General features: G+C 45.3%; 19 protein-coding genes. 11 read left to right on the top strand and 8 right to left on the bottom strand.

The features are described 5' to 3' along the window. The first annotated feature begins 132 nt into the window (after positions 1-132). The 3 genes from alr (at position 133) to AAFP14_RS06180 (ending at position 3,570) form a co-directional block, all read left to right on the top strand. Positions 133-1,332: an alanine racemase gene (alr, locus tag AAFP14_RS06190; RefSeq protein ID WP_341731419.1), complete on the top strand. Its 1,200-nt coding sequence runs from the start codon at positions 133-135 to the stop codon at positions 1,330-1,332. Between the two features lie 223 nt (positions 1,333-1,555). Next, positions 1,556-2,395, top strand: coding sequence for a mechanosensitive ion channel family protein (locus tag AAFP14_RS06185; RefSeq protein WP_341731418.1), 840 nt, complete (start codon positions 1,556-1,558; stop codon positions 2,393-2,395). 50 nt (positions 2,396-2,445) lie between these two features. Beyond that, a complete protein-coding gene (locus AAFP14_RS06180) occupies positions 2,446-3,570 on the top strand; it encodes a patatin-like phospholipase family protein (protein WP_341731417.1) in 1,125 nt (374 codons plus the stop codon). Positions 3,571-3,794: 224 nt separating this feature from the next. Here the strand turns inward: AAFP14_RS06180 and AAFP14_RS06175 are convergent, their stop codons facing one another. Further along, positions 3,795-6,566, bottom strand: coding sequence for a phycobilisome rod-core linker polypeptide (locus tag AAFP14_RS06175; protein WP_341731416.1), 2,772 nt, complete (start codon positions 6,564-6,566; stop codon positions 3,795-3,797). A gap of 310 nt (positions 6,567-6,876) precedes the next feature. Between AAFP14_RS06175 and AAFP14_RS06170 the strand changes: the two genes are divergently transcribed. Beyond that, positions 6,877-8,124: a class I SAM-dependent methyltransferase gene (locus tag AAFP14_RS06170; protein ID WP_341731415.1), complete on the top strand. Its 1,248-nt coding sequence runs from the start codon at positions 6,877-6,879 to the stop codon at positions 8,122-8,124. A 305-nt stretch (positions 8,125-8,429) separates the two neighbouring features. On the opposite strand, the gene AAFP14_RS06165 is transcribed toward AAFP14_RS06170, so the two are convergent. The 6 genes from AAFP14_RS06165 to moaA form a co-directional block, all read right to left on the bottom strand. Beyond that, positions 8,430-8,765: a DUF5615 family PIN-like protein gene (locus AAFP14_RS06165; protein WP_341731414.1), complete on the bottom strand. Its 336-nt coding sequence runs from the start codon at positions 8,763-8,765 to the stop codon at positions 8,430-8,432. Continuing rightward, entirely contained in the window at positions 8,765-8,995 is a 231-nt protein-coding gene (locus AAFP14_RS06160; RefSeq protein ID WP_341731413.1) for a DUF433 domain-containing protein, read from the bottom strand. The genes AAFP14_RS06165 and AAFP14_RS06160 overlap by 1 nt, the downstream gene beginning before the upstream one ends. A gap of 231 nt (positions 8,996-9,226) precedes the next feature. Further along, on the bottom strand, positions 9,227-9,415 hold the full coding sequence (locus tag AAFP14_RS06155; protein ID WP_472851028.1) for a hypothetical protein: 189 nt from the start codon (positions 9,413-9,415) through the stop codon (positions 9,227-9,229). Between the two features lie 368 nt (positions 9,416-9,783). Next, entirely contained in the window at positions 9,784-10,449 is a 666-nt protein-coding gene (locus AAFP14_RS06150) for a hypothetical protein (RefSeq protein ID WP_341731411.1), read from the bottom strand. After that, entirely contained in the window at positions 10,427-13,360 is a 2,934-nt protein-coding gene (locus AAFP14_RS06145; protein ID WP_341731410.1) for a tetratricopeptide repeat protein, read from the bottom strand. The genes AAFP14_RS06150 and AAFP14_RS06145 overlap by 23 nt, the downstream gene beginning before the upstream one ends. 678 nt (positions 13,361-14,038) lie before the next feature. After that, entirely contained in the window at positions 14,039-15,028 is a 990-nt protein-coding gene (moaA, locus tag AAFP14_RS06140) for a GTP 3',8-cyclase MoaA (protein ID WP_341731409.1), read from the bottom strand. 159 nt (positions 15,029-15,187) lie between these two features. On the opposite strand from moaA, the gene AAFP14_RS06135 reads away from it, so the two are divergent. Next, entirely contained in the window at positions 15,188-15,640 is a 453-nt protein-coding gene (locus tag AAFP14_RS06135) for a nitrate reductase associated protein (RefSeq protein ID WP_341731408.1), read from the top strand. 123 nt (positions 15,641-15,763) lie between these two features. Here the strand turns inward: AAFP14_RS06135 and AAFP14_RS06130 are convergent, their stop codons facing one another. After that, complete coding sequence (locus tag AAFP14_RS06130) at positions 15,764-16,846, bottom strand: S1 family peptidase (RefSeq protein WP_341731407.1); 1,083 nt, start codon at positions 16,844-16,846, stop codon at positions 15,764-15,766. A gap of 368 nt (positions 16,847-17,214) precedes the next feature. Here AAFP14_RS06130 and AAFP14_RS06125 point away from each other — a divergent pair, with 368 nt between their 5' ends. The 6 genes from AAFP14_RS06125 (at position 17,215) to atpH (ending at position 20,600) form a co-directional block, all read left to right on the top strand. Then, positions 17,215-17,667, top strand: a complete 453-nt coding sequence (locus AAFP14_RS06125) for an ATP synthase subunit I (RefSeq protein ID WP_341731406.1) — start codon at positions 17,215-17,217, stop codon at positions 17,665-17,667. A gap of 50 nt (positions 17,668-17,717) precedes the next feature. Next, positions 17,718-18,476, top strand: coding sequence for a F0F1 ATP synthase subunit A (atpB, locus tag AAFP14_RS06120; protein ID WP_341731405.1), 759 nt, complete (start codon positions 17,718-17,720; stop codon positions 18,474-18,476). Positions 18,477-18,604: 128 nt separating this feature from the next. Beyond that, positions 18,605-18,850, top strand: a complete 246-nt coding sequence (atpE, locus tag AAFP14_RS06115; RefSeq protein ID WP_006631105.1) for an ATP synthase F0 subunit C — start codon at positions 18,605-18,607, stop codon at positions 18,848-18,850. Positions 18,851-18,950: 100 nt separating this feature from the next. Next, on the top strand, positions 18,951-19,436 hold the full coding sequence (locus AAFP14_RS06110) for a F0F1 ATP synthase subunit B' (RefSeq protein WP_341731404.1): 486 nt from the start codon (positions 18,951-18,953) through the stop codon (positions 19,434-19,436). 87 nt (positions 19,437-19,523) lie between these two features. Then, on the top strand, positions 19,524-20,051 hold the full coding sequence (locus AAFP14_RS06105) for a F0F1 ATP synthase subunit B (RefSeq protein WP_341731552.1): 528 nt from the start codon (positions 19,524-19,526) through the stop codon (positions 20,049-20,051). Positions 20,052-20,054: 3 nt separating this feature from the next. Continuing rightward, positions 20,055-20,600 (top strand): ATP synthase F1 subunit delta, encoded by a 546-nt coding sequence (gene atpH / locus AAFP14_RS06100; protein WP_341731403.1) that lies wholly within the window; start codon positions 20,055-20,057, stop codon positions 20,598-20,600. Positions 20,601-20,753: the final 153 nt, after the last annotated feature.

Here is a 20,753-nt window from a genome sequence, read left to right as displayed (position 1 = left end):
GCCTTTGGCAAAGCTGAGCTCTTAACCGTCACGTAGTCGAAGGGGGTCTGTTATACAATATTTATGGGAGAGGTATCGCCTACGGAATTGAGAAAAATTTTTAATAGTGCGAGCAAGTGGGAGTGATTAATCATGTTGAATAGGGAACAAACATCGGCAGAAGCATTGCCTAAAGAATGTCCGCCGAATTTACTTTCCGATGGTTACGGTGGACTTTGCCAGCGGGCTTGGGTAGAAATTGATTTAGCAGCTTTAAGTCACAATGTAAAACAGCTTAAAAATATTTTATCTCCCCGATCGCAACTGATGGCTGTGGTGAAAGCTGATGCTTATGGACACGGTGCGATCGCAGTTAGTCAAACAGTTTTGCAAGCCGGTGCTAGTTGGCTGGGAGTGGCGACAATTCCAGAGGGAATTGAATTGCGAGAAGCGGGGATTACAGCGCCGATTTTGGTGCTGGGGGCCACTTATACTACCGAACAAGTAAAAGCGATCGCCCATTGGCACTTGCAGCCGACTATTTGTACTGTCAAACAAGCTCTCATATTTTCGGAAGTTCTGGCTACTCTCCATCAATCTGTACCAGTTCATGCTAAGTTAGATACAGGAATGTCTCGCTTAGGTACACCTTGGCAAGAGGCTACAGAATTTTTGCAGTTAATCCAGAGTTTACCTCATTTAAAATTGGCGAGTGTTTACTCTCACTTGGCGACAGCAGATAGTCCAGACCCAACTATTATGCTAGAACAACAGGAGAATTTTGAACGGGCGATCGCCCAACTTAAGATAGCAGGAATTAATCCCGATCGCCTGCACTTAGCAAACTCGGCTGCTACCCTGGCTAACCCAAACTTGCATTACGATTTAGTCCGAGTTGGCTTAGCTAATTACGGTTTTTATCCAGCACCTCATTTACAAAGTGTTGCTAAATTAAAGCCAGTCATGCAGGTAAAAGCTAGGGTGACACAGGTGAAAACAATAGCAGTCGGAACAGGAGTCAGCTATGGCCATCAATTTGTAGCTCAGCAACAGACGCAAATTGCGGTAGTTGGCATCGGTTATGCCGATGGCATTCCCCGCAATCTTTCTAATAAAATGAAGGTGTTAATCCGGGGTAGTTTTGTGCCACAAGTGGGGGCAGTGACTATGGATCAATTAATGCTGGATGTGAGTTCTATTCCCGATCTCGAAGTAGGTGAAGTGGTGACTTTGTTGGGTAAAGATGGAGGAAATGAAATTAGCGCTGATGATTGGGCTGGGATTTTAGGAACCATTTCCTGGGAAATTCTCTGCGGTTTTAAACACAGATTGCCGCGCGTAGCAGTATCATAATTATTTGTTGTTAGTTATTGGTTATTTGTTGTTGGTTATTGGTTATTAGAATAAACTACAAAACAACAAATAATATCAATTCCTGTATTCATTGGAATTATTCATTTCTCTCCGCTCTCTCTGTGTTCTCTGTGTTCTAGTAAGGTTAAATCATTCCGATGCAACCGTCAACAATATAACCAATAACCAACAACGAATAACAAACAAAAAATAACAAATTAATATGAGTATTTTAAAATTTCAAATAATAGCCCAAACCTTGTATTCCCAACTAGATACAGAAAGAATTCAAGCCATGCAAGTCGCCCAAGAACTTTCCAAAAAGTTCATAGAATTGGGGTTTGACATTGTGCCTAAACTGCTGTGGGCTATTGGCATTTTGTTAATGACGCGGTTTGCGATCGGGATTGCGGGGCGCGTGACTCGCCGAGCCCTGAGTCGCACTGAAGCCACGTTACGAAAATTTTTAGTCCAAGCTGCTGAAATTGCGATTTTAGTAATCGGAGTCATCACCACTTTGAGTCAGTTGGGAATTCAAACTACCAGTGTAGTTGCTGTGGTGGGTGCTGCTGGTTTGGCGATTGGTTTGGCTTGGCAAAATACTTTATCACACTTTGCTGCTGGGGTGATGTTGATTAGTTTACGTCCTTTTGAAGTGGGAGACACCATCGAAGGTGGGGATGTTAAAGGAGTTGTAGATGCGATCGGCATTTTTTCCACCACCTTAGTGACAGACGATCATGTCAAAATAATTGTACCCAACAATAAGTTATTTGATGGTACCCTGAAAAATACCACGGCAATGGGGACCAGGCGGGTGGACTTGAAGATTGATATTGGCGATCGCCCCATCCGTCCAACTGTAACCGAGTTATTAGAAATTGTCCAATCTCATCCCCTAGTTTTGGACAATCCACCCGCTACTTGTTTGGTGGCTGAGATTACTCCCAATTCCACTATTTTGTCTCTGCGCCCTTGGTGCGCCTCCGTAGCTTACGAACAAGTGCGATCGCAAATTCAAGAACAAATCAAAGAAGCCATGAAGTCTGACCAAAATCAATAATAAATGTCAATCTCAAAACTCACATTTAACATCAATCCGAGGTATTTCCCATGAACAAATGGTATCCCCAGCAAATTCTTCAAGAACCAGGTGTCAGGATTTCCCCCGCCGAAAAACAAAAAATTCTCAGCAAATTTCCGCCTCCCGACGACCAAGGTCAAATCTATGCCGACGGCATTTTTGAAGGTGGTGGCGTGCGAGGAATTGCCTTTTTAGGAGCCCTCAGATGCTGCAACGATTTGGGAATCCGTTGGCGCAAATTAGCCGGCACATCTGCCGGTGCAATTACCGCAGCAGTTTTGGCCACAGACTTATCAATTGATGACTTAGAAGAATTACTAGGACAGCTTGATTATAACATATTTCTCAGTCAAAAAAACAGCCCTCTAATTTTAAATGGCGACCCAGCAGACGACTTGCAATCTCCAGTATGGACCTTACTTTTCCTAACAATTAGTCGTCAGATGGGAGAATACTCCTCCTTGCCTTTCCGACAGTGGCTGGAATCCACCCTAGCCAAAGGTGATTTACGAACTTTTGCCGATGTCAAACAACTCGTAAAAGACCGAGAACTAAAAGTAGTAATATCCAACCTCACTCGCGGTGAAATGTTGGTAATTCCCGACGATTTACAGCGGAGAGAATCAGCGGATGCTGATGCTTTGTACGAACAGTTACGACTCGAAAGTGCTGATGATTTTAGCGTAGCTGAAGCCGTGCGCTTGTCCATGAGTATTCCGCTATTTTTTGAACCAGGAAAGCTAGGGGATGACATCATTGTAGACGGAGGAATTTTGAGTAATTTCCCGCTGTGGATTTATGACAAACAATCCGGTGCAACTCCCATACCACCCCGCTGGTTTACCTTTGGGTTTCGATTGATTGATACTGGTATTGAGAATCAAGTTAATATTAAAAGTCCCGTGTCAATGTTGTCGGCGATGTTCACCACCATGATGAAAGCCAGAGACAGGTATCACCAACGAGAGATGGATAAAGGTAGGGTAATTAATATTGACGTGACTGAAGCTGAGGTGACGGCGACTCACTTTAATCTGGATGGCGATCGCAAAGCTAAACTGTATCGGTTAGGATACTTACATACTAAAAGATTTTTTCTGAGTTCCAATTTTAGTTGGGAAAAACACTTAAAGGCTAGGGGATTTGGAGATTAGTTCTGCTGCTTTGAGCTAGGGGAATCATACCAAATCCGTTAACATCGGAATAATGATTTCTCTCTTCTCTTTCTCTGTGTCCTCTGTGTCCTCTGTGGTTTAATAATTCCAATACAACCAGAAACGATATAAGCAATCAAAAAGGGCTGGTAAATACACCAGCCCAGCCCCTAATTTGAGATGTTAAATTCAAGCTAATTTAACATCTCCCATCTCAAATCAATCTAGCTTCTGTCCGTAGCAGCCGCTGGCTCAAAACTCGGAACCACAATCTCACCATTCTGCTTAGTCAACTGATTGTACAGTCTTTCAGTATTGGGGAAATTAGCAGCCGGTAGAGTCGGGAAGCGACGGTAAGGAACAACATCCTCACCAAAAGCCTCAGCATATTCAACAGTGTTCAACATCGCGTTGATGAAGCCCTTAATCCCTTTACTTGCCAAGATTTGGTTATAAGTCCGAATCTCTGCTTGATTCAGAGGAGCACGGCCCAAGAAGTGCTTAGTACCCAACTCAATCACCTTAGTATTTGGATAAGGTGCATAGAACTGTTTCACGTAAAGTGACGAACAACCTAAACCTTCAATGAACTCCTTGAGATTAATTTCATTGTTGCCCAGTTTGCTTTCCAGCGCCGTGAATTCATTCTTCACAACGTAGGGATTCAAATCGCGTTCAAAAACTTGACGGTAAGCAGCTTGGATTAATGTTTTCAAAGCCACCTTGTCCGAAGTAGTCGTCAGCTTGAACACCTTAGTTTGTTCCCGACGCTTGCTAACACCTTGAGCAATCCGATTTTGCAACTCAGTATCACCGCGATCGAGCGCAGTGCCCAATTCGATAAACCGAGGAGTTTCTGTTGTCGGCTCAACATTGACCTTTTTCTCACCAAAGGAACTCGATCGCATCGTCCGCATGGACAACCCAGCCGGAGTCAAATAGCGCTCATAGGGCACTGTATCTTCGCCAAAAGCTTCGTTGTACTCTAGACTGTCGATAATTTTATCGACCAAGGCGTAGAAGCCCTTCTTAGAACAAAGATCAAAGTAAGCATTCATTTCCTGACGACCATAGGTAGGGCGGCCCAGGAGTCGGCGGTGAATATACTCGATCGCCTTACAAACGTAAAACTTGCTCCAGTACATATTGCGGAACACATCGGACTTAGCCAACATCCGAATAAACTCACGCATCGTGATCTCGCCATTTTCCAGCTTAATCTCCGCCACCTTTTGGCGCTGGCCATCGAACACATCGCGACCAAACACTTGCAGGTAAGCAGCCCGAATCACCGCTTGAGTGGAACTTTCCGTAAATTTGACACTGGAAGCATTGCTGTAGCTGCTAGAGACACCGCGAGCAGTTTTCTTAGAAGCTACATAATTGCTTGGTAACTGGTCTAATTTAAACACCTTGGGTCCAAGAGAACCAGGAGCCTTACCACGAGCACCTGGGTTGCTCAATTGATTATCAATCCCCGCACCTTGATGAATCAGGATACGACGAGTGTCTTTACCAAAAGGAGCTGGACGGTTCTTAGGATTGCGAGTTTCTTTCGGGAAAATCGCACCGAACTGAATTTCCAGGGGGTCATTACCCACACCATAAACGTGCTGGTCTGGGAGAGGCTGAGTGTAGCCAGCGAACAAGGTGATGAACTGAGGCACCTTGCGGAAAGGAGCACTGAAATTGAACAAATCAATTTGTGGGCCCCAGTTGCGACATTCCTGAGCTTCTTGGCCCAAGCCTCGCAGGTAAGGGACAGTTTCTTCACCAAAGTAGTCAGAATATTCCTGAGAATAGACCATGGCATCTACCAGGGCTGCCAAACCGCCTTTACTGACGATCGCAAAATACTTGCTAAATTCCTCCCGCGAGCTCAAACCCCGGCCGAGGAAGTGACGTGCGGCCAACTCTACAGCACGGCTGTTGACAAAGGGCTCGAAAAATTGCTGACGATAAAGAGGAGACTTACCAAGGCGGCGAATAAACTCTTTCATCGAGATTTCGCCATTTTTGACCTTAGATTCCAAGTCAGAAATGCTTTGGCTGTAGGCGCGGCTGATGTCCCGCTCAAAAACTTGGCGGTAAGCTGCTTTAATCACCTCAATCTTTTCTGCCGACGACAGACCGGTCTTCATGACGAACTTCGCCCGACGTTCCGCTGCGTTGAAGTAAATTTGAGGCAGTTGCAGCCCTTGCTGGTCCTTGCTTTCGCGCTGCCGCACCTTATCTGAAGGCGTAGGGGCTTTAAATTCAGTAATAGCGACGTCAAAATATTGTCCGACGATCGTAGCAGCTTCGCTATCCTTTTGGAAATAGCTCAAAGAAGCTGACTTCATTTCCTGCATTGCCACAATTGTCGCCGCCGACGAGCAAGCATTTTCGATAATTTCCCGCAATCCGCGGACGTTCACCGAAATGATATTCGGGTCGCCTGCGACGATCGCGTAGGTGATATAACGCAGAAACCAGCTCAAATCCCGCAGGGATTTAGTCATGTTCCCAGGGCCATAGCGCGAGACATTAATCGGCTGAAATCCTGGAGGAATTGGGCCGCTGTAGCCACCGTTACCAGAAAACAGATTTCCCAGTCCCAAGAATCCACCGCCACGGCCATTGCTGCCACCAGCGCGACCTTCAACGTAGGTAACAGTTCCCAGTTTCATGCCTTCAGAGACCGTTGCAGCACCGCCACGAGTCGCCCCAGCCATAGCCATCACAGGTTCTGCGGGTCTTTCCAAGAAAGCCAGCGGGGAACCCCCGGTAAAAATCCGGTTGGCTGCACGGGATACAATCAATTCCGAGTTTTTGGTCAGAATTGCGGAAATATCGATCCGTAGCGCCCCAGAACTGAAATAACTCGCCAATTCGCTGAGTTCACCCCGCTGTAAAAAGCGGTCTTGCTGTTCTGCTTGCGAAATTGTTGCGACCGGTACAGTTTGATATAGTTGCGGACGCGCAACTGAACTTCCGCCACTTGCTTTTACAGTCATTAGACTCCTTCGCTCCCTATCTAAATCGTTACAGCGTTTGCTCAGACTAATTTTGCCTTTCCCTAGCTTAAGGTGCCGGCCTACTTACTTTCTCAGATTAAAATGTTTTGGGGTTCATCAACCCTAATTTGTTAAAAAGCCTGCCGAAACTTATTGTATAAATTTAATAGGGTCTATATGAGAAAAAATGATAAGTTTTATTACAAACAAGAAGGAAGAAGTTACCCCCCAGCCCGGTTGACTAAGCCAACGCTCCCTAGTCTCCGTGAATGACTATACTTTACTTTAAATAAAAAAATTCCCTCACATTATGGAAACTTCGCCTGATATCAGTGCAGCCGTGCGTCGGCTTTACGATACATTCCCTTTTCCGCCCGATCCTTTGTCCGATGAACCCCCCCCTGGGTACAACTGGCGCTGGAGTTGGCCGGATGCTTACAATTTTTGCAACGGCCAAAAGCCGCCAAAACTCGATATTCGGATTTTAGATGCTGGGTGCGGCACCGGTTCTAGTACCGATTATCTGATTCACCTCAATCCTGAAGCGTCGGTAACGGCGATCGACCTTAGTTCCGGTGCCTTGAAAGTAGCACAAGAACGCTGTAGGCGATCCTCTTCGAGGGCTTCGCTAACGGGTGCGCGAGAAGCAGATTTCCGCCACCTCAGCATTTATGATGCCGCCGAGTTAGAAGGCGAGTTTGATTTGATCAACTGCGTCGGCGTGCTCCACCATTTGCCCGATCCGATTCGCGGCATTCAAGCGCTGGCGGCGAAGTTGGCGGCGGGTGGTTTGATGCACATTTTTGTGTATGCTGAGCTCGGACGCTGGGAAATTCAATTAATGCAAAGGGCGATCGCGCTTCTCCAAGGCAACAAAAAAGGCGACTATCCCGATGGTGTGAAAGTCGGTCGTGAAATCTTTGCCTCCTTACCAGAAAACAACCGTCTTGTCAAGTACGAAAAACAGCGTTGGGCGGGAGAAAATCTGCGAGACGAATGTTTTGCTGATATGTACGTTCACCCGCAGGAAATTGACTACAACATCGAGACATTATTTGAGTTAATTGACGCTTCGGGATTGGAATTTATCGGTTTCTCAAATCCCGGATATTGGCAGTTAGAAAGACTTTTGGCAAAAGCACCGGAATTGATAGAAAGAGCTCAGGGTTTGACAGAACGAGAGCTTTATAGATTAATTGAATTGTTGGATACGGAAATAAGTCATTACGAGTTTTTCTTGGGGAAAAAGCCGATTCATAAGATTGATTGGTCGGACGATAAGGCGCTTTTGGCGGCAATTCCAGAGTTGAGTAGTTGTATCCACGGTTGGCCTAGTCAACAAGTGTTTGATTGCAACTACCAATTGGTCAATTTGTCAAGTGCTGAATTTGAGTTTCTGCAAGCTTGTTCACCCCCCCCAGACAGGGCGGGCACGGGGGCACCGCCCCTACAAATTGGTGGGAAGACAGTGGGGGAGATTTTGGTGGATGTGGAGATGGGATTGAATGAAGTGCGATCGATCTTATCAAAACAGCTAATTTTGCTCACACCGAATTAACAGCGCTTTTTAATTATTTGAACCAACCGCGAAGACGCAAAGCTTGATAAATCGCGCTTGTATCTAAGTTTAGATCCCCCTAAATCCCCCTTAAGAAGGGGGACTTTGAATGCTCTTTTTTACCCTCCCTTGTGAAGCGAGACTCTGAATACTCTTGTCCCCCCCTTCTTAAGGGGGGTTAGGGGGGATCTCTTCGTCTATTTATTTGACTGACGCATGGGTGGCCAGAAACCGGGTTTTCCCCTTGAATTCTTGGTTGTGATGCGTAGATTCGGCCAAAAACCCGGTTTATTTAAACGTTTTTATTAAAACAAACTGATAATACCGCTATTAGGATTATCACTTAAAGCTGCGATCGCATCATAGTTCTCTCTTAGTAGCCCCTCGATATCCCGCGTCGAGCAATTTCCGCGCCGTATCCAAATTACCTTGGGAGGAAACCCCAACAATAGACTTAATTCGCTAAAATCCGCATCCTTGGTAACGACAATATAGTCATTCTGACGAGCATAATCCCAAACTTCGCGATCGGGTGCGGTAGGTAATCCAATTGCATCAACATGAGCGGAATCTGGATAAATATCAGCAAGGAGATTGATGAGACGAGGAGAGAGATTTTGGTCAAACAACAGTAGTTTCATCACCCAACAATTAACATAAACTGCTCTCGTTTAGCTGCGAAACTCAAGCAAGCTAAAATATCCTGTTGCGTGAGATAAGGAAAATCATCTAGGATTTCTTGGTAAGTCATCCCAGAAGCGAGATATTCCAACACATCATAAACCGTAATTCTCATACCTCGAATACAAGGTTTACCACCTCGCTTACCGGGTTCGATCGTAATTATCTTAGCGATGTCTTGTTCTGACATGGCATTTTTCCTTTAGCTACTGTTCTCAATTTTAGCATCAAAAGATGGCGATATATCGAACTTTTTAAATTGATTGTAATACTATAACTCTCGCTTGCATCTAAAATTAGATCCCCCTAAATCCCCACCCCCCCTAGCCCCCCCAAGGGGGGATGAAAGCATCAGCATCCTCTACAAATGGTTCTCGTTCTAGCAAACTATCGAGAATAATGTTGGTGTCTATTAATACCTTTATTTTAGGTATTTCTTCACCAAACGTTCTTCTAACATGAGTGCAACTTCGGCATCGGTTGGAGGTGGCATATCAGTTTTTGCTAGCCCTCTGAGTCGCTTGGCCGCACCTTTGCGATCGCGCCGCAATCTAATTTTAACTTCGGCATCTGTTGCGGGTGGTGTATCAGTTTTTGCTAGCCCTGTCATGGGTTCCACAAAGTCATCTAGCAGGGGCTGGCGGGGTCTGAGTTCCTGTCTGATGGACTCAACAATCGCGTTGACTAGAGCTAGTCTATCGGTAACTGATAGTTTGTGCGCTTCTCGGCTTAATGGCAGCCAAGGAATTTGCGGTATTTGGGATTCGTTTATATTTATATTTTGATATTTTCTGAGTCTATTTTAGCAAATTTAGGGCTTACGCATGGGGCCAGAAACCGGGTTTTTTCGAGAATACTTGGTTGTGATTCGTAGATTTGGCCAAAAACCCGGTTTCTTTGAGGGCTGACGCGGGCGCCCGAAACCGGGTTTTTTCGATAATTTATTGATGATAATTGAATTAGATTTTCCAGTCGGTTTCAACCGACTTTCGCTATGAGACGGGGAATTGATTCCCCTGCGGTGTTGTGGGTGAATGCAAAGACTTTTGAATGCGAAAGATTGTGGGTAAGCCCGATAGTCCGCCAGGGGTTAAAAACCCCTGTCTCATAGCGAAAGTCCTCTGAAAGAGGACTGATGAGTTCTTGATTTTTGGGTACTCCTTTGATTGAGCGAAACCCGCTTTCGGCTGACGCGCGGGTGGCCAGAAACCGGGTTTTTTCGACAATACTTCGTTGTGATGCGTAGATGTGGCCAAAAACCTGGTTTCTTTGAGGCTGACGCATGGGGGCCAGAAACCGGGTTTTTTCGACAATACTTCGTTGTGATGCGTAGATGCGGCCAAAAACCTGGTTTCTTTGAGGCTGACGCATGGGGGCCAGAAACCGGGTTTTTTCGAGAATTCTTGGTTGTGATGCGTAGATGCGGGCAAAAACCCGGTTTCTTTGTCGGAGTGCGGGTGGCCAGAAACCGGGTTTTTTCGAGAATTCTTGGTTGTGATGCGTAGATGCGGGCAAAAACCCGGTTTCTTTGTCGGAGTGCGTAAATCCTGTGAACTTTTGGTGTAAGTTAACTGGACAAATCCGCCTCCTGAATGCCGCATCTTTACTAATTGCGATCGGGCTAACTGCTGACAGTATCCTCACCAAAATCATCGAGAATTTTTTTCAGCAAATTGCGCCTATTGTAAACCGAATTATCATTAGGAGCAATGGCTAAAGATCTATTCATCATTTCCAACGCCTCTTCACAATTTTTGAGTGCTTCTTGTTTCTCAGATAATTGTAGTTGCAAAATACTCAATCTTAGCAGCACACCTCCTTTATTGTTGAGAGCAGCGATATGATCCGGTGTAATAAGTAAAACAGAATTAAAGGCTGAGATCGCCTCTGAGTAAGATTGTTTGGCAGCCTCAAATTCACTTAGCTGTGCTTGCAATTCACCCAGACTTTGGAGTGCATTTCCTTTGATATTGAGAGCAGGGATAAAATCCGGTGCAATAAGTAAAAAAGAATTATAGATAGCTATCGCCTCTGAGTAAGACTGTTTTGCCGCCTCAAATTCACTTAGCTGTGCTTGTAAACTACCCATATCTATCAGCGTATTCCCTTTGTTTCTGAGGCATCTAGAATCATCTGGTGCAAGTTGTAAAGCATAATTTAAGGTAGCGATCGCCTCAGAATACGATTGTTTGGCAGCCTCAAATTCACTTAGCTGTGCTTGCAAATCACCCAGACTATGCAGCGCATTCCCTTTGTTGTTGAGAGGAGTGGTATCATCCGGTACAATAAGTAAAGCAGAATTCAAGACTGCGATCGCCTCTGAGTAATACTGTTTGGCAGTCTCAAATTCACTTAGCCGTGCTTGCACATCACCCAAACTTTGCAGCGCAAGCCCTTTGCTGTTGAGAACATAATTCGCATCCGGTGCAATAAGTAAAGCAGAATTCAAGACTGCGATCGCCTCTGAGTAAGACTGTTTTGCAGCCTCAAATTCTCTTAGCCTTGTCTGCACATCACCCAGAAAGTTCAGCACTAGCCCTTTGGTATTGAAAAGATTAATATAATCCGGTGAAATAAGTAAAGCTAAATTACAGGTAGCGATCGCATCTGAGAAAGACTGTTTTGCAGCCTCAAATTCTTCTAGACTTATCTGTAACCTACCCAGATTTAGCAGCACAAACCCTTTGCTGTTGAGCGTATTGAGATCGTCAGGATTTGTGATGAGTGCGCGATCGTAAGCTGCAACTGCCTCCAAATACTCTTGTTTTGCTTCTGCATATCGAGCTAATAAATAATAGTAAAATCCTTCAGCTCGTGAAATCAGTCCCAGCAAATAATCACTTTTAATCCACAACTCCTCTCTAACTCCTAGCAGCGACTTGCATACCTCATAACGACTCTTGTTTAAAACTCCATTAAACACCTGTTCCCATTGGCTCGCACCTCGCTCCCAATCCAAGCGATTAGCATGAAAAATTGACTCGGCCATATCCCCCACTTCCCAATAATGCCTCTCTAAAAATTTATGAGCTCTGCGAGTTTTCGGATTATCCCTTTCCGCATCCAACCGCCGCAATAAATCATGAATCCGATACCAATTATCCCCCCGCTTTTCCGATTTCCACACAAAGGAAAAACCAGTCAAAACCTCAAAATTTGCACTGCTTGCTTGGAAGTGGCAACCAGCTCCCAATTTCACGTACAAATCCTCATCGAAAGCGCGGCAAGCACTCAGCGAATGCACCGCCGATCGCACTTCCCGATCCACATACAAAAGCAACCGATCCGTTAACTCCGCAGTCTTATTTTCCAACTTCGGAATCCGCGCAAAATCCGACGACAGCAACTCAATTCCCCGCCTTCTTTCTGCCAGCACCACATCCGCGCACAAACCCAAATAAAACGGATGTATCTGCAAATTCTCCCAACTCTCATCAGGATTGACGCTGGCATATTTAATTACAGCATCAGCCAAATCAACCTTGTCAATCTCCACTTTGTGCAAGTAATCCCTCGCATCGGCGGGAGACAAATGCCACACCAATTGTTTATCTATATAATCTGCGGGAATCGGAAACCTCGGCGCATTCGGCCACCGCAGTTGTGTGACTGGACACTCTCGCCCCGCCACCGCAACCACAATTCCCAATTTGTAATCCAGCGCCCTAAGCAACCGCCGAAACCACTCATCTTGATACCAAAAAGTTGCGCCTTGAGAATTGCGTTTTTCATCCCACATTTTCTCGTGAGTATCGAACAGCATCACGAGGCGATCGGGTTTATTTCTACCAGCCATTGCCGCATTCAAATCCCCAGCAAACAATTTCGGCAAACTGTCGATTAATTCAGTATCAATATCTTTCCGCCGAATTTCATCAGCCGTTTCGTCGCTGACACCCAAGCGATTTTGAATTAATTTCATCGCCCGCTTAATCCCGCCCAATTTATCTATCCCTTTCAGCACCGCCACAGCTTGCGCCACCACCGGAAATTCTGCAAAAGTTTCCATTACAGGTGTCAACAATTCCATCACATCATCGGGGAAAAGTTGTGCGAGAGTTGCGTTGGATTCGCCTTTGTTCAGCAAATACCAAAAGCAAGCAAAATCATAATTAGGAAATTTAAATTTATATTTCTTTGTGGCTGTTGCGACATTTCGCCGCAACATTAGCAAGCCGTAAAATCTATCTTGGGGTTTATCTTCTTTAATCGGTATCAATCCGAAATCGTGTCTGACTACGGGGATGGGAGTGTAGGTTTTCGGTGCGGCATTGCGGACAAAATTAGCAACTTCGGCGGCTCTTGATTCTGGGAGTGCGCGCCATTGTTGCCAAACCTGTGGCGAAAATCTTTTGCAACAGTGATATTCCAAGTGTTTTAAGAGCAATGACTTGCCGTTGCCTCCATCCCCGAAAAAATACAAAATTTGTTCGCGGGGCTGGTCATCGTTTAAATAAGAGGCAAATCGGCGGGTAAATTCGTGTCTGTCTGTGAAGAGTTGCAGTTTGCGATCGTCGCTGATTTCGGTTTGAAAATCTTCGTCGTCTATTGGCATAATTGTTATTGTTTTGGGGAATTTTATGTTAAGGTCGAGTTGAGTTTTATCCCAATTTAATGGGTCGTTGCACATATTCCGATCCCCCTAAATCCCCCTTAATAAGGGGGACTTTGAACGCGCTCTTGTCCCCCCCGAACTCGCGGGGGGTTAGGGGGGATCAAATTCGGGAGCAGCCTCACAAAAAATTGGTATTATCCCTGTAGGTAACAAATATAGCGTATTCCAAGTTTGTAGGAAAACGGCACTGCCCATAGGTGTCAACTTAAGGTACAACCGATAGTCCGCCGTTCGTTTCAACCCCCGTCTCAAAGCGAAAGTCCTCTCAAAGAGGACTGAAGAGAAGAATTTTCAACTCATTAGTCCTCATAGCGAGGACTTTTGCTATTAGACAGGGGTTTCAACCCCTGTCGGACTCGTGAACCCACTAACGGACTTGGCGGGCTGACAGCTTAAGTTGACACCAATGGGCATGGTCCTATCCTGAAAGGCTAGTGGCGATCGATCGCACGTATCCTTCATTAATCTCGAATCTGCTATAAATTATGGCTCTAGGGTTGAAAAAGAGCGATCGAGATGGTGTTCGTTAAATACCTGATTTATAATTAACCACAGAGAACGCAGAGATTACAGAGAGGGGGAGAGAATATCGAGGGAATACTAAAATCGGAATTGATATCACCCGCCGATTTGAGACATGGTGCGGCTGTAATTTCCTTGGGTAGTTCCCGAATCTCGCTGCTTGAAATTAATCTCCGGTTTAATATTCAATATCTGCTGCACTCGATCGCACAATTCAACCGTAGACACCCCATTCCGCAAAGCGGTTTTTAAGTCAATTTGCCCCGTTTCGTTCAGCAGACAAGGCCGCAGCCACCCGTCAGCAGACAAACGCATCCGATTGCAGCGATCGCAAAAACACTCCGACATCTGACTAATAAATCCCAAAGTACCCTTGGCCCCCGGAATTTGAAACACATCCGCCGGCCCATTTCCGCGCACTCCCGACTCCGCTAAACCATATTTGTCGCTAATTTGTTGCCGCAAATCGGCTGAGGCTACCCAACCCTTATCGCCAAATAAATCGCCATTCCCGATCGGCATAAACTCAATAAATCTAACGTGCCAATTCCGGTTAATAGTTAATGCAGCCAACTCCAATATTTCCCCATCATTCACACCGGGAATCACCACCACATTCAATTTCAGCGGGTCAAATCCTGCTTGATAAGCCGCTTGAATTCCTTCCCAAACTTGCATCCAGCGCGATCGACCCCGACTACCAATAATCTTATCAAAAGTCTCCGATTCCAGCGAATCCAAACTAATATTAATCCGGCGTAAACCAGCATTGTAGAGATCTGCCGCCATTTCCCCCAACAAAAAGCCATTAGTAGTCATTGACAAATCTCGCGTTTCCGGCAAAGATGCGATCGCCCCAACCAACTCCACCACCCCAGGCCGCAACAGCGGTTCCCCACCAGTCAACCGAAACTTAGTAAATCCCACAGGTATGAAAACCTCCCGCAGCAAAGTTAGCAATTCCGAGTGACTTAACAACTGCTGCTGCAAAACATAGTCCAACTCGCTACCTTCCGGCATACAATAGAGACAGCGGAAATTGCAGCGGTCTATCAAACTAATCCGAAGGTAGTCTACAGGGTTCATGTCAATAGTTTGTAATATTATTTAATTATAAATCCCGACTTGATTTTGTGCAATTATTGATAGAAACCTCAAATTCAGCTATATTAACTCTCTTACTCTGCGCTCTCTGCGCTCTCTGCGGTTAAGAAAAAAAAATCTAGTAAGCAAATCTATATACCCATGACATTCTTTAAATTTGAAGCCGACTTTATAGAAGCCCTGCGCTGCATTCCCATGCAAGTACGTCTTAAGTTAGATACCTGCGGCATCAAACTCAAGTTGCAAGATTGGAATCATTTTACTCAAACAGAACGCCAAACACTCGTCGAGCTTCCTTGCGTGACAACGGCAGAAATTGCGACTTACCGAGAATATCTCAACCAAATACTGATTCAACATACTGGTGAATCGGGAACAGATTTACCCATCGATGAACATCCGCCCTGGATGGATGCTGGAACCATACCCGAATCTGTGACGGCAAAAGCCCAAGAGCTCGGCTTGACTATTACGGGGGAACAATGGATGGCTTTGGGGGCGATCGAGCGGTTCGCTTTAATTAAACTTAGTCGATCGAGCCACGAGAACAAAAACTTTCTGCCGGCGCTTCGAGAGTTTCAACTGGTGGAATAATATCTAATTTCTACTCGTTACTGGGCGAGGCAGAGCCTCTGGATCTGGGTTCCCAGGCAGAGCCTAGGAACCAGTAAGCACAACGCGCATTTTGTGTTTAGCCGCGTCTACCTACTAATATTTTCAAGCTTGTTTTTGGGGTAACTTTCGGCGGCGACGGGCTAAAATCAAACCGCCCAAGGAAAGCAATCCGCCGACAACTGTAGTCGGTTCCGGTACTGGTTCGGAGTTGTCCCAAGTATCCTGTACTATTTCCAGTGGTTGCGACAAGTCGCCGATAGTCTCTGATTCATCAAGTATCACCTGGGCGAGAGTAGTTGGACCAAAGTTTGAGCTAGTCCTGGGTAAGCTATTGAGTATTCCTGTTCCAGCCATCCCCCTGATGACGTTCTGAATCCAGTTGCTGTGGGAGGACACGCGAGTGGTAGCGGAAATGTCGCCGTAGTCAGCATCTGTATTGCCATCGAGACTGCTAATAAAGGAGTTGACCCCAGCCAGAAGTCCGCCGATAAACAGTGCTCCACCACTGTCGCCCTTGGCTAGCTGATATTCTAAATTGAGAGGGCGGGTTAGAGGATCTGAAGGATTCACCGATCGAGGATCGTCGAAATCTGACACAAGTACCTGGTTGGAGTAGCCTAATCGACTTCCTAGCCCGATCGTATTCTGACCAGCTCGTTTGATGCCGAAGCTTTTGTTATTTGCGCCAGTTAAACCATTACCTGTATTCCCGAACCCGACGTAACTGCCAACTTGCAAATCTTCGTTAGTACCTGAGTACAATATTGCCGGATTGATGTTCGATACTGAACTGTTGAGTCTGTACAAGGCAATGTCAGCGCCTGCACCCCCGTTCCGGTTGCTACTTGCCCATCCTCCGTTCTGAAGTCCCAAATTGATTGCATAGCTGCGGCCGCCAATGGTAAAACCTGCACCAGCGAGACTCTGTTGGCCGTTTTCTAAACAGTGGGCTGCGGTTAGCACCCAGTTGGCACTGATCAAGGTTCCCGAACAACCTGTGAACGTGTTGTTAGCAAATCTCATGTCGAGACGGCCGACGCTGGCAAATTGGTTTTGGTTGGCAAAGTTTCTGTACTGGGCGTCGGATCGATCGTGCCGAATCGTACCGGCGATCGCACTCCCACAGAGGCCCGCTGCTGCTACCAATGCTGTTACAGTTGATGTAATTAGGTTTTGAGTTTTCACAGTAAGCACCGAGATCGATATTAGATTTGTGGTTCTATTTAGATATCTGGTGCAAAACTTAGTTTTTATGCAGAATGCCGAGCTTTGTTACAATTTTTTATTATTTACTAAACAATTAGACTTATCTTATATTAAGTGAGAAACAAGAAGGGTTGTGTGCGAACAAAGCCCGGTCATATGTGAGAGGGTGCGATCGCGGGGTGGGACACGTAGAGTAATGTCGCTGGCAAAAAAAGATTTCCGAAGCGATAGATACCAAAACCCAAAAAAATCATTAAATTAATTTTAAGTATTGTTACCACACCGTGGTAATATTTTTGTGAGCTTGCAAAGCACACGCCTGCTACCTGCATTAGTTTCTGAGCTTCGTGAACACGCCAAACACACCCACCCAACCCGCACCAGCAACCGAGGAGCTTCCTCAAACTGGCACTGTCTCGACAGTCTCGTCAGAGACAGGTAATTCCATGCAAGACTTCTATCGCCTTCAACAAGAGTTGTTGGTTTACACCCTTGCGTTTACAGGGATAATTTTTATCTCCGTTTGGATTTTTTACTCGCTCAACATTGCCCTGAATTATTTGCTAGGGGCGATCGCAGGTGTGGTTTACTTAAAGATGTTGGCTAGAGATGTTGAGCGAATCGGTAGCCAAAATCAGAAGATTAGTAAGACAAGGCTCGGTCTGCTTATTGGGTTGATGATAGTAGCAGCTCGGTTAGACCAGTTACAGATTTTACCAATATTTTTGGGATTTCTGACTTACAAAATTTCCCTGATGATTTACGTGTTGCGAAGTGCATTAGCACCAGACTACAGGTAGGTCAGGCAATCTAGCAATACTCAACTCATAGATTTGGGGAAACCCGTTGAATGGCAATGCTTGACGTTCTAAACACCTTTAATCGTTTCCCCCTGGCAGAATTGGAAGTTGGCCAGCAGTTGTACTGGCAACTGGGCAATCTGAAAGTGCATGGGCAGGTTTTTCTAACCTCGTGGTTTGTAATTGCCGTTTTAGTCATTGTTTCGCTTTTAGGAAGCCGCAAAATCCAACGAATTCCCAGCGGAATGCAGAATTTAATGGAGTATGCGCTGGAATTTATTCGCGACTTGGCTAAAAACCAAATTGGGGAAAAAGAATATCGCCCCTGGGTACCTTTTGTTGGTACATTATTTTTGTTCATCTTTGTGTCAAACTGGTCAGGCGCTCTCATTCCTTGGAAGCTGATTAAGCTACCATCTGGAGAATTGGGAGCACCTACGGCTGACATCAACACGACGGTAGCATTTGCACTGCTGACTTCTCTAGCATATTTTTATGCAGGTCTCAGCAAAAGTGGCTTGGGGTATTTCGCCCACTATGTAGAACCGGTACCTTTTATGTTGCCGTTCAAAATCATAGAAGATTTTACTAAGCCTCTTTCGCTAAGTTTCCGTTTGTTTGGTAACATCCTCGCTGACGAATTGGTTGTCGGAGTGCTGGTGTTGCTAGTGCCTTTATTTGTGCCTTTGCCAGTAATGGTTCTGGGACTATTTACAAGTGCCATTCAAGCTTTGATTTTTGCTACCCTAGCAGCAGCCTATATTGGTGAAGCTCTAGAGGGCGGTCACGGTGAAGAACATCACGATTAAATAACGATAAACGACGCAGAATGAAAGAGGAAAAATCAAATTTCTCAGTTCAAACTTGCTGTCGTAAAATCGGACGATTCTGTAGACTTTCTGTTCTCAATTTTGTACTTTAGATAAGGAAAATCATCATGAACCCAACAGTTGCTGCCGCTTCCGTAATTGCCGCCGCCTTGGCAGTAGGTTTAGCCGCAATCGGCCCTGGCATCGGTCAAGGAAATGCAGCAGGTCAGGCAGTAGAAGGGATTGCCCGTCAGCCTGAAGCCGAAGGTAAAATTCGCGGCACCTTGCTGTTGAGTTTGGCGTTCATGGAAGCGCTGACAATTTACGGTTTGGTCGTAGCCCTAGTGCTATTGTTTGCCAACCCCTTCGCATAATAATTTGGGGTCGGAGATTTTGGATTTTGGATGGTAATTAAAACTCCAAAATCCAAAATCAATAATCTCAAATAGAATTAGGTGGGAGCCGTCAAAAAAAATGATGCACTGGACAGTATTACTAGCAGTTGAAGAAGCAGCAAAAGAAGGCGGACTTTTTGATATTGATGCTACGCTGCCTCTGATGGCGGTGCAGTTTTTGATTTTAGTCGCAGTCTTGAATGTAATTTTTTATAAGCCACTCACCAAGTCAATTGAGGAACGGGCAGATTACATTCGGAACACTCAAGTTGCAGCGAAAGAACGCTTGGCAAAAGCTCAGCAACTAGCCAAGGAGTACGAGCAAAAATTGGGAGATACTCGCAGGGAGTCTCAAAAGGTAATTGCTCAGGCTCAAGCAGATGCTCAGAAAATCGCTGCGGCGAAAGTAGCTGAGGCTCAAAAAGAAGCTCAAGTCGCGCGAGAAAAAGCAGGACAAGAGATTGAGCAGCAAAAGCAAGATGCAATGCGATCGCTAGAACAAGAAGTGGACTCCCTGAGCCACCAAATTCTAGAGAAGCTATTAGGGCCGGAGCTGGTCAAATAGTAAAATTGAATGGTTTTAGATTTTGGAAGAAATCTAAAATCTCAAATTGGTTCAGCCAACCTGCACGCGCAATTATGGAAGACTATCATGGGGACTGTTTTATTGCTAGCCACAGAAGCTAGCCGGGAAGGTGGTTTCGGTTTCAATTTTGATATTTTAGAAACCAATCTGATTAACCTGGTCATTATTATTGCAGTGCTGTTTTATTTCGGGCGCGGTTTTTTAGGAAATATCCTAAATGAGCGACGCACGGGCATCGAAGAGGCGATTTTAGAAGCAGAAAAACGCCAAAAAGAAGCCGCAGCAGCTCTCGCAGAGCAACAGCAAAAATTGACTCAAGCGCAAGCAGAAGCAGAACGAATTCGTACTTCGGCTGAAGAAACTGCCCAGAAAGCCAAAGAAGCAATTCTAGCAACTGCGGCGCAGGACGTTGAACGCATGAAAGCAACAGCAGGTCAAGAGTTGGAATCGGAGCGGGAAAGAGCGATCGCCCAAATCAGATCTGCGGTTGTATCTATGGCATTAGCAAAGGTGGAAAGCCAGCTAAAAACTAGCTTGAACGAAAACGCTCAACACCAATTAATCGATCGCAGCATTGCCTTACTGGGAGGCTAAAACGTGAGTAAAATCAACACACAAGTTTTACAGCCTTACGCATCGGCTTTGATGTCATTGGCTAAATCTAACAATCTTTCAGAACAGTTCGGCAATGATATTCGTTCCTTACTGAGTATGTTAGAAAGTTCTGAAGAACTGCGTCAATTTTTAGCTAATCCTCTGGTTAAACCAGATGCTAAAAAAGCAGTAATTCAGCAAATAACAGGGGAAGAAATAAACCCGTTGATGCGAAGCTTTCTAAGCCTGTTAGTAGACAAAGGAAGAATTCTTTTTTTAGAAGGAATTGGTAAACAATACTTGACCCAACTCCGAGAACTCAACCAAACTGTATTGGCTGAAGTTACCTCGGCTGTACCGCTGTCAGAAGCTCAACAGCAGACTGTAAGTGAAAAAGTACAGTCAATGACCGGCGCAAGGCAAGTAGAGATTGAAACCAAAATTGACGCAGATTTAATTGGCGGTGTGGTAATTAAAGTAGGCTCTCAAGTGATTGATGCCAGCCTGCGAGGACAATTACGCCGTCTGGGAATTCGCTTGGCTTCTTGAGAGAAGAAGGAAGCAGGAAGCAGGAAGCAGGAAGAAGGGAAACAGGAACTAGGCATAAGTTAATTTTTATTACCTAGTGGTCAATCCTCAATTCTTAGTACCAAATCCAAACGCTTTTTTTACCTAAAACATCGACAGACAACTGACAACTGA

This window comes from Microcoleus sp. EPA2, from assembly GCA_020882975.1.
GTDB lineage: Bacteria > Cyanobacteriota > Cyanobacteriia > Cyanobacteriales > Microcoleaceae > Microcoleus.
This window is presented reverse-complemented; position numbering and strand designations above follow the sequence as displayed.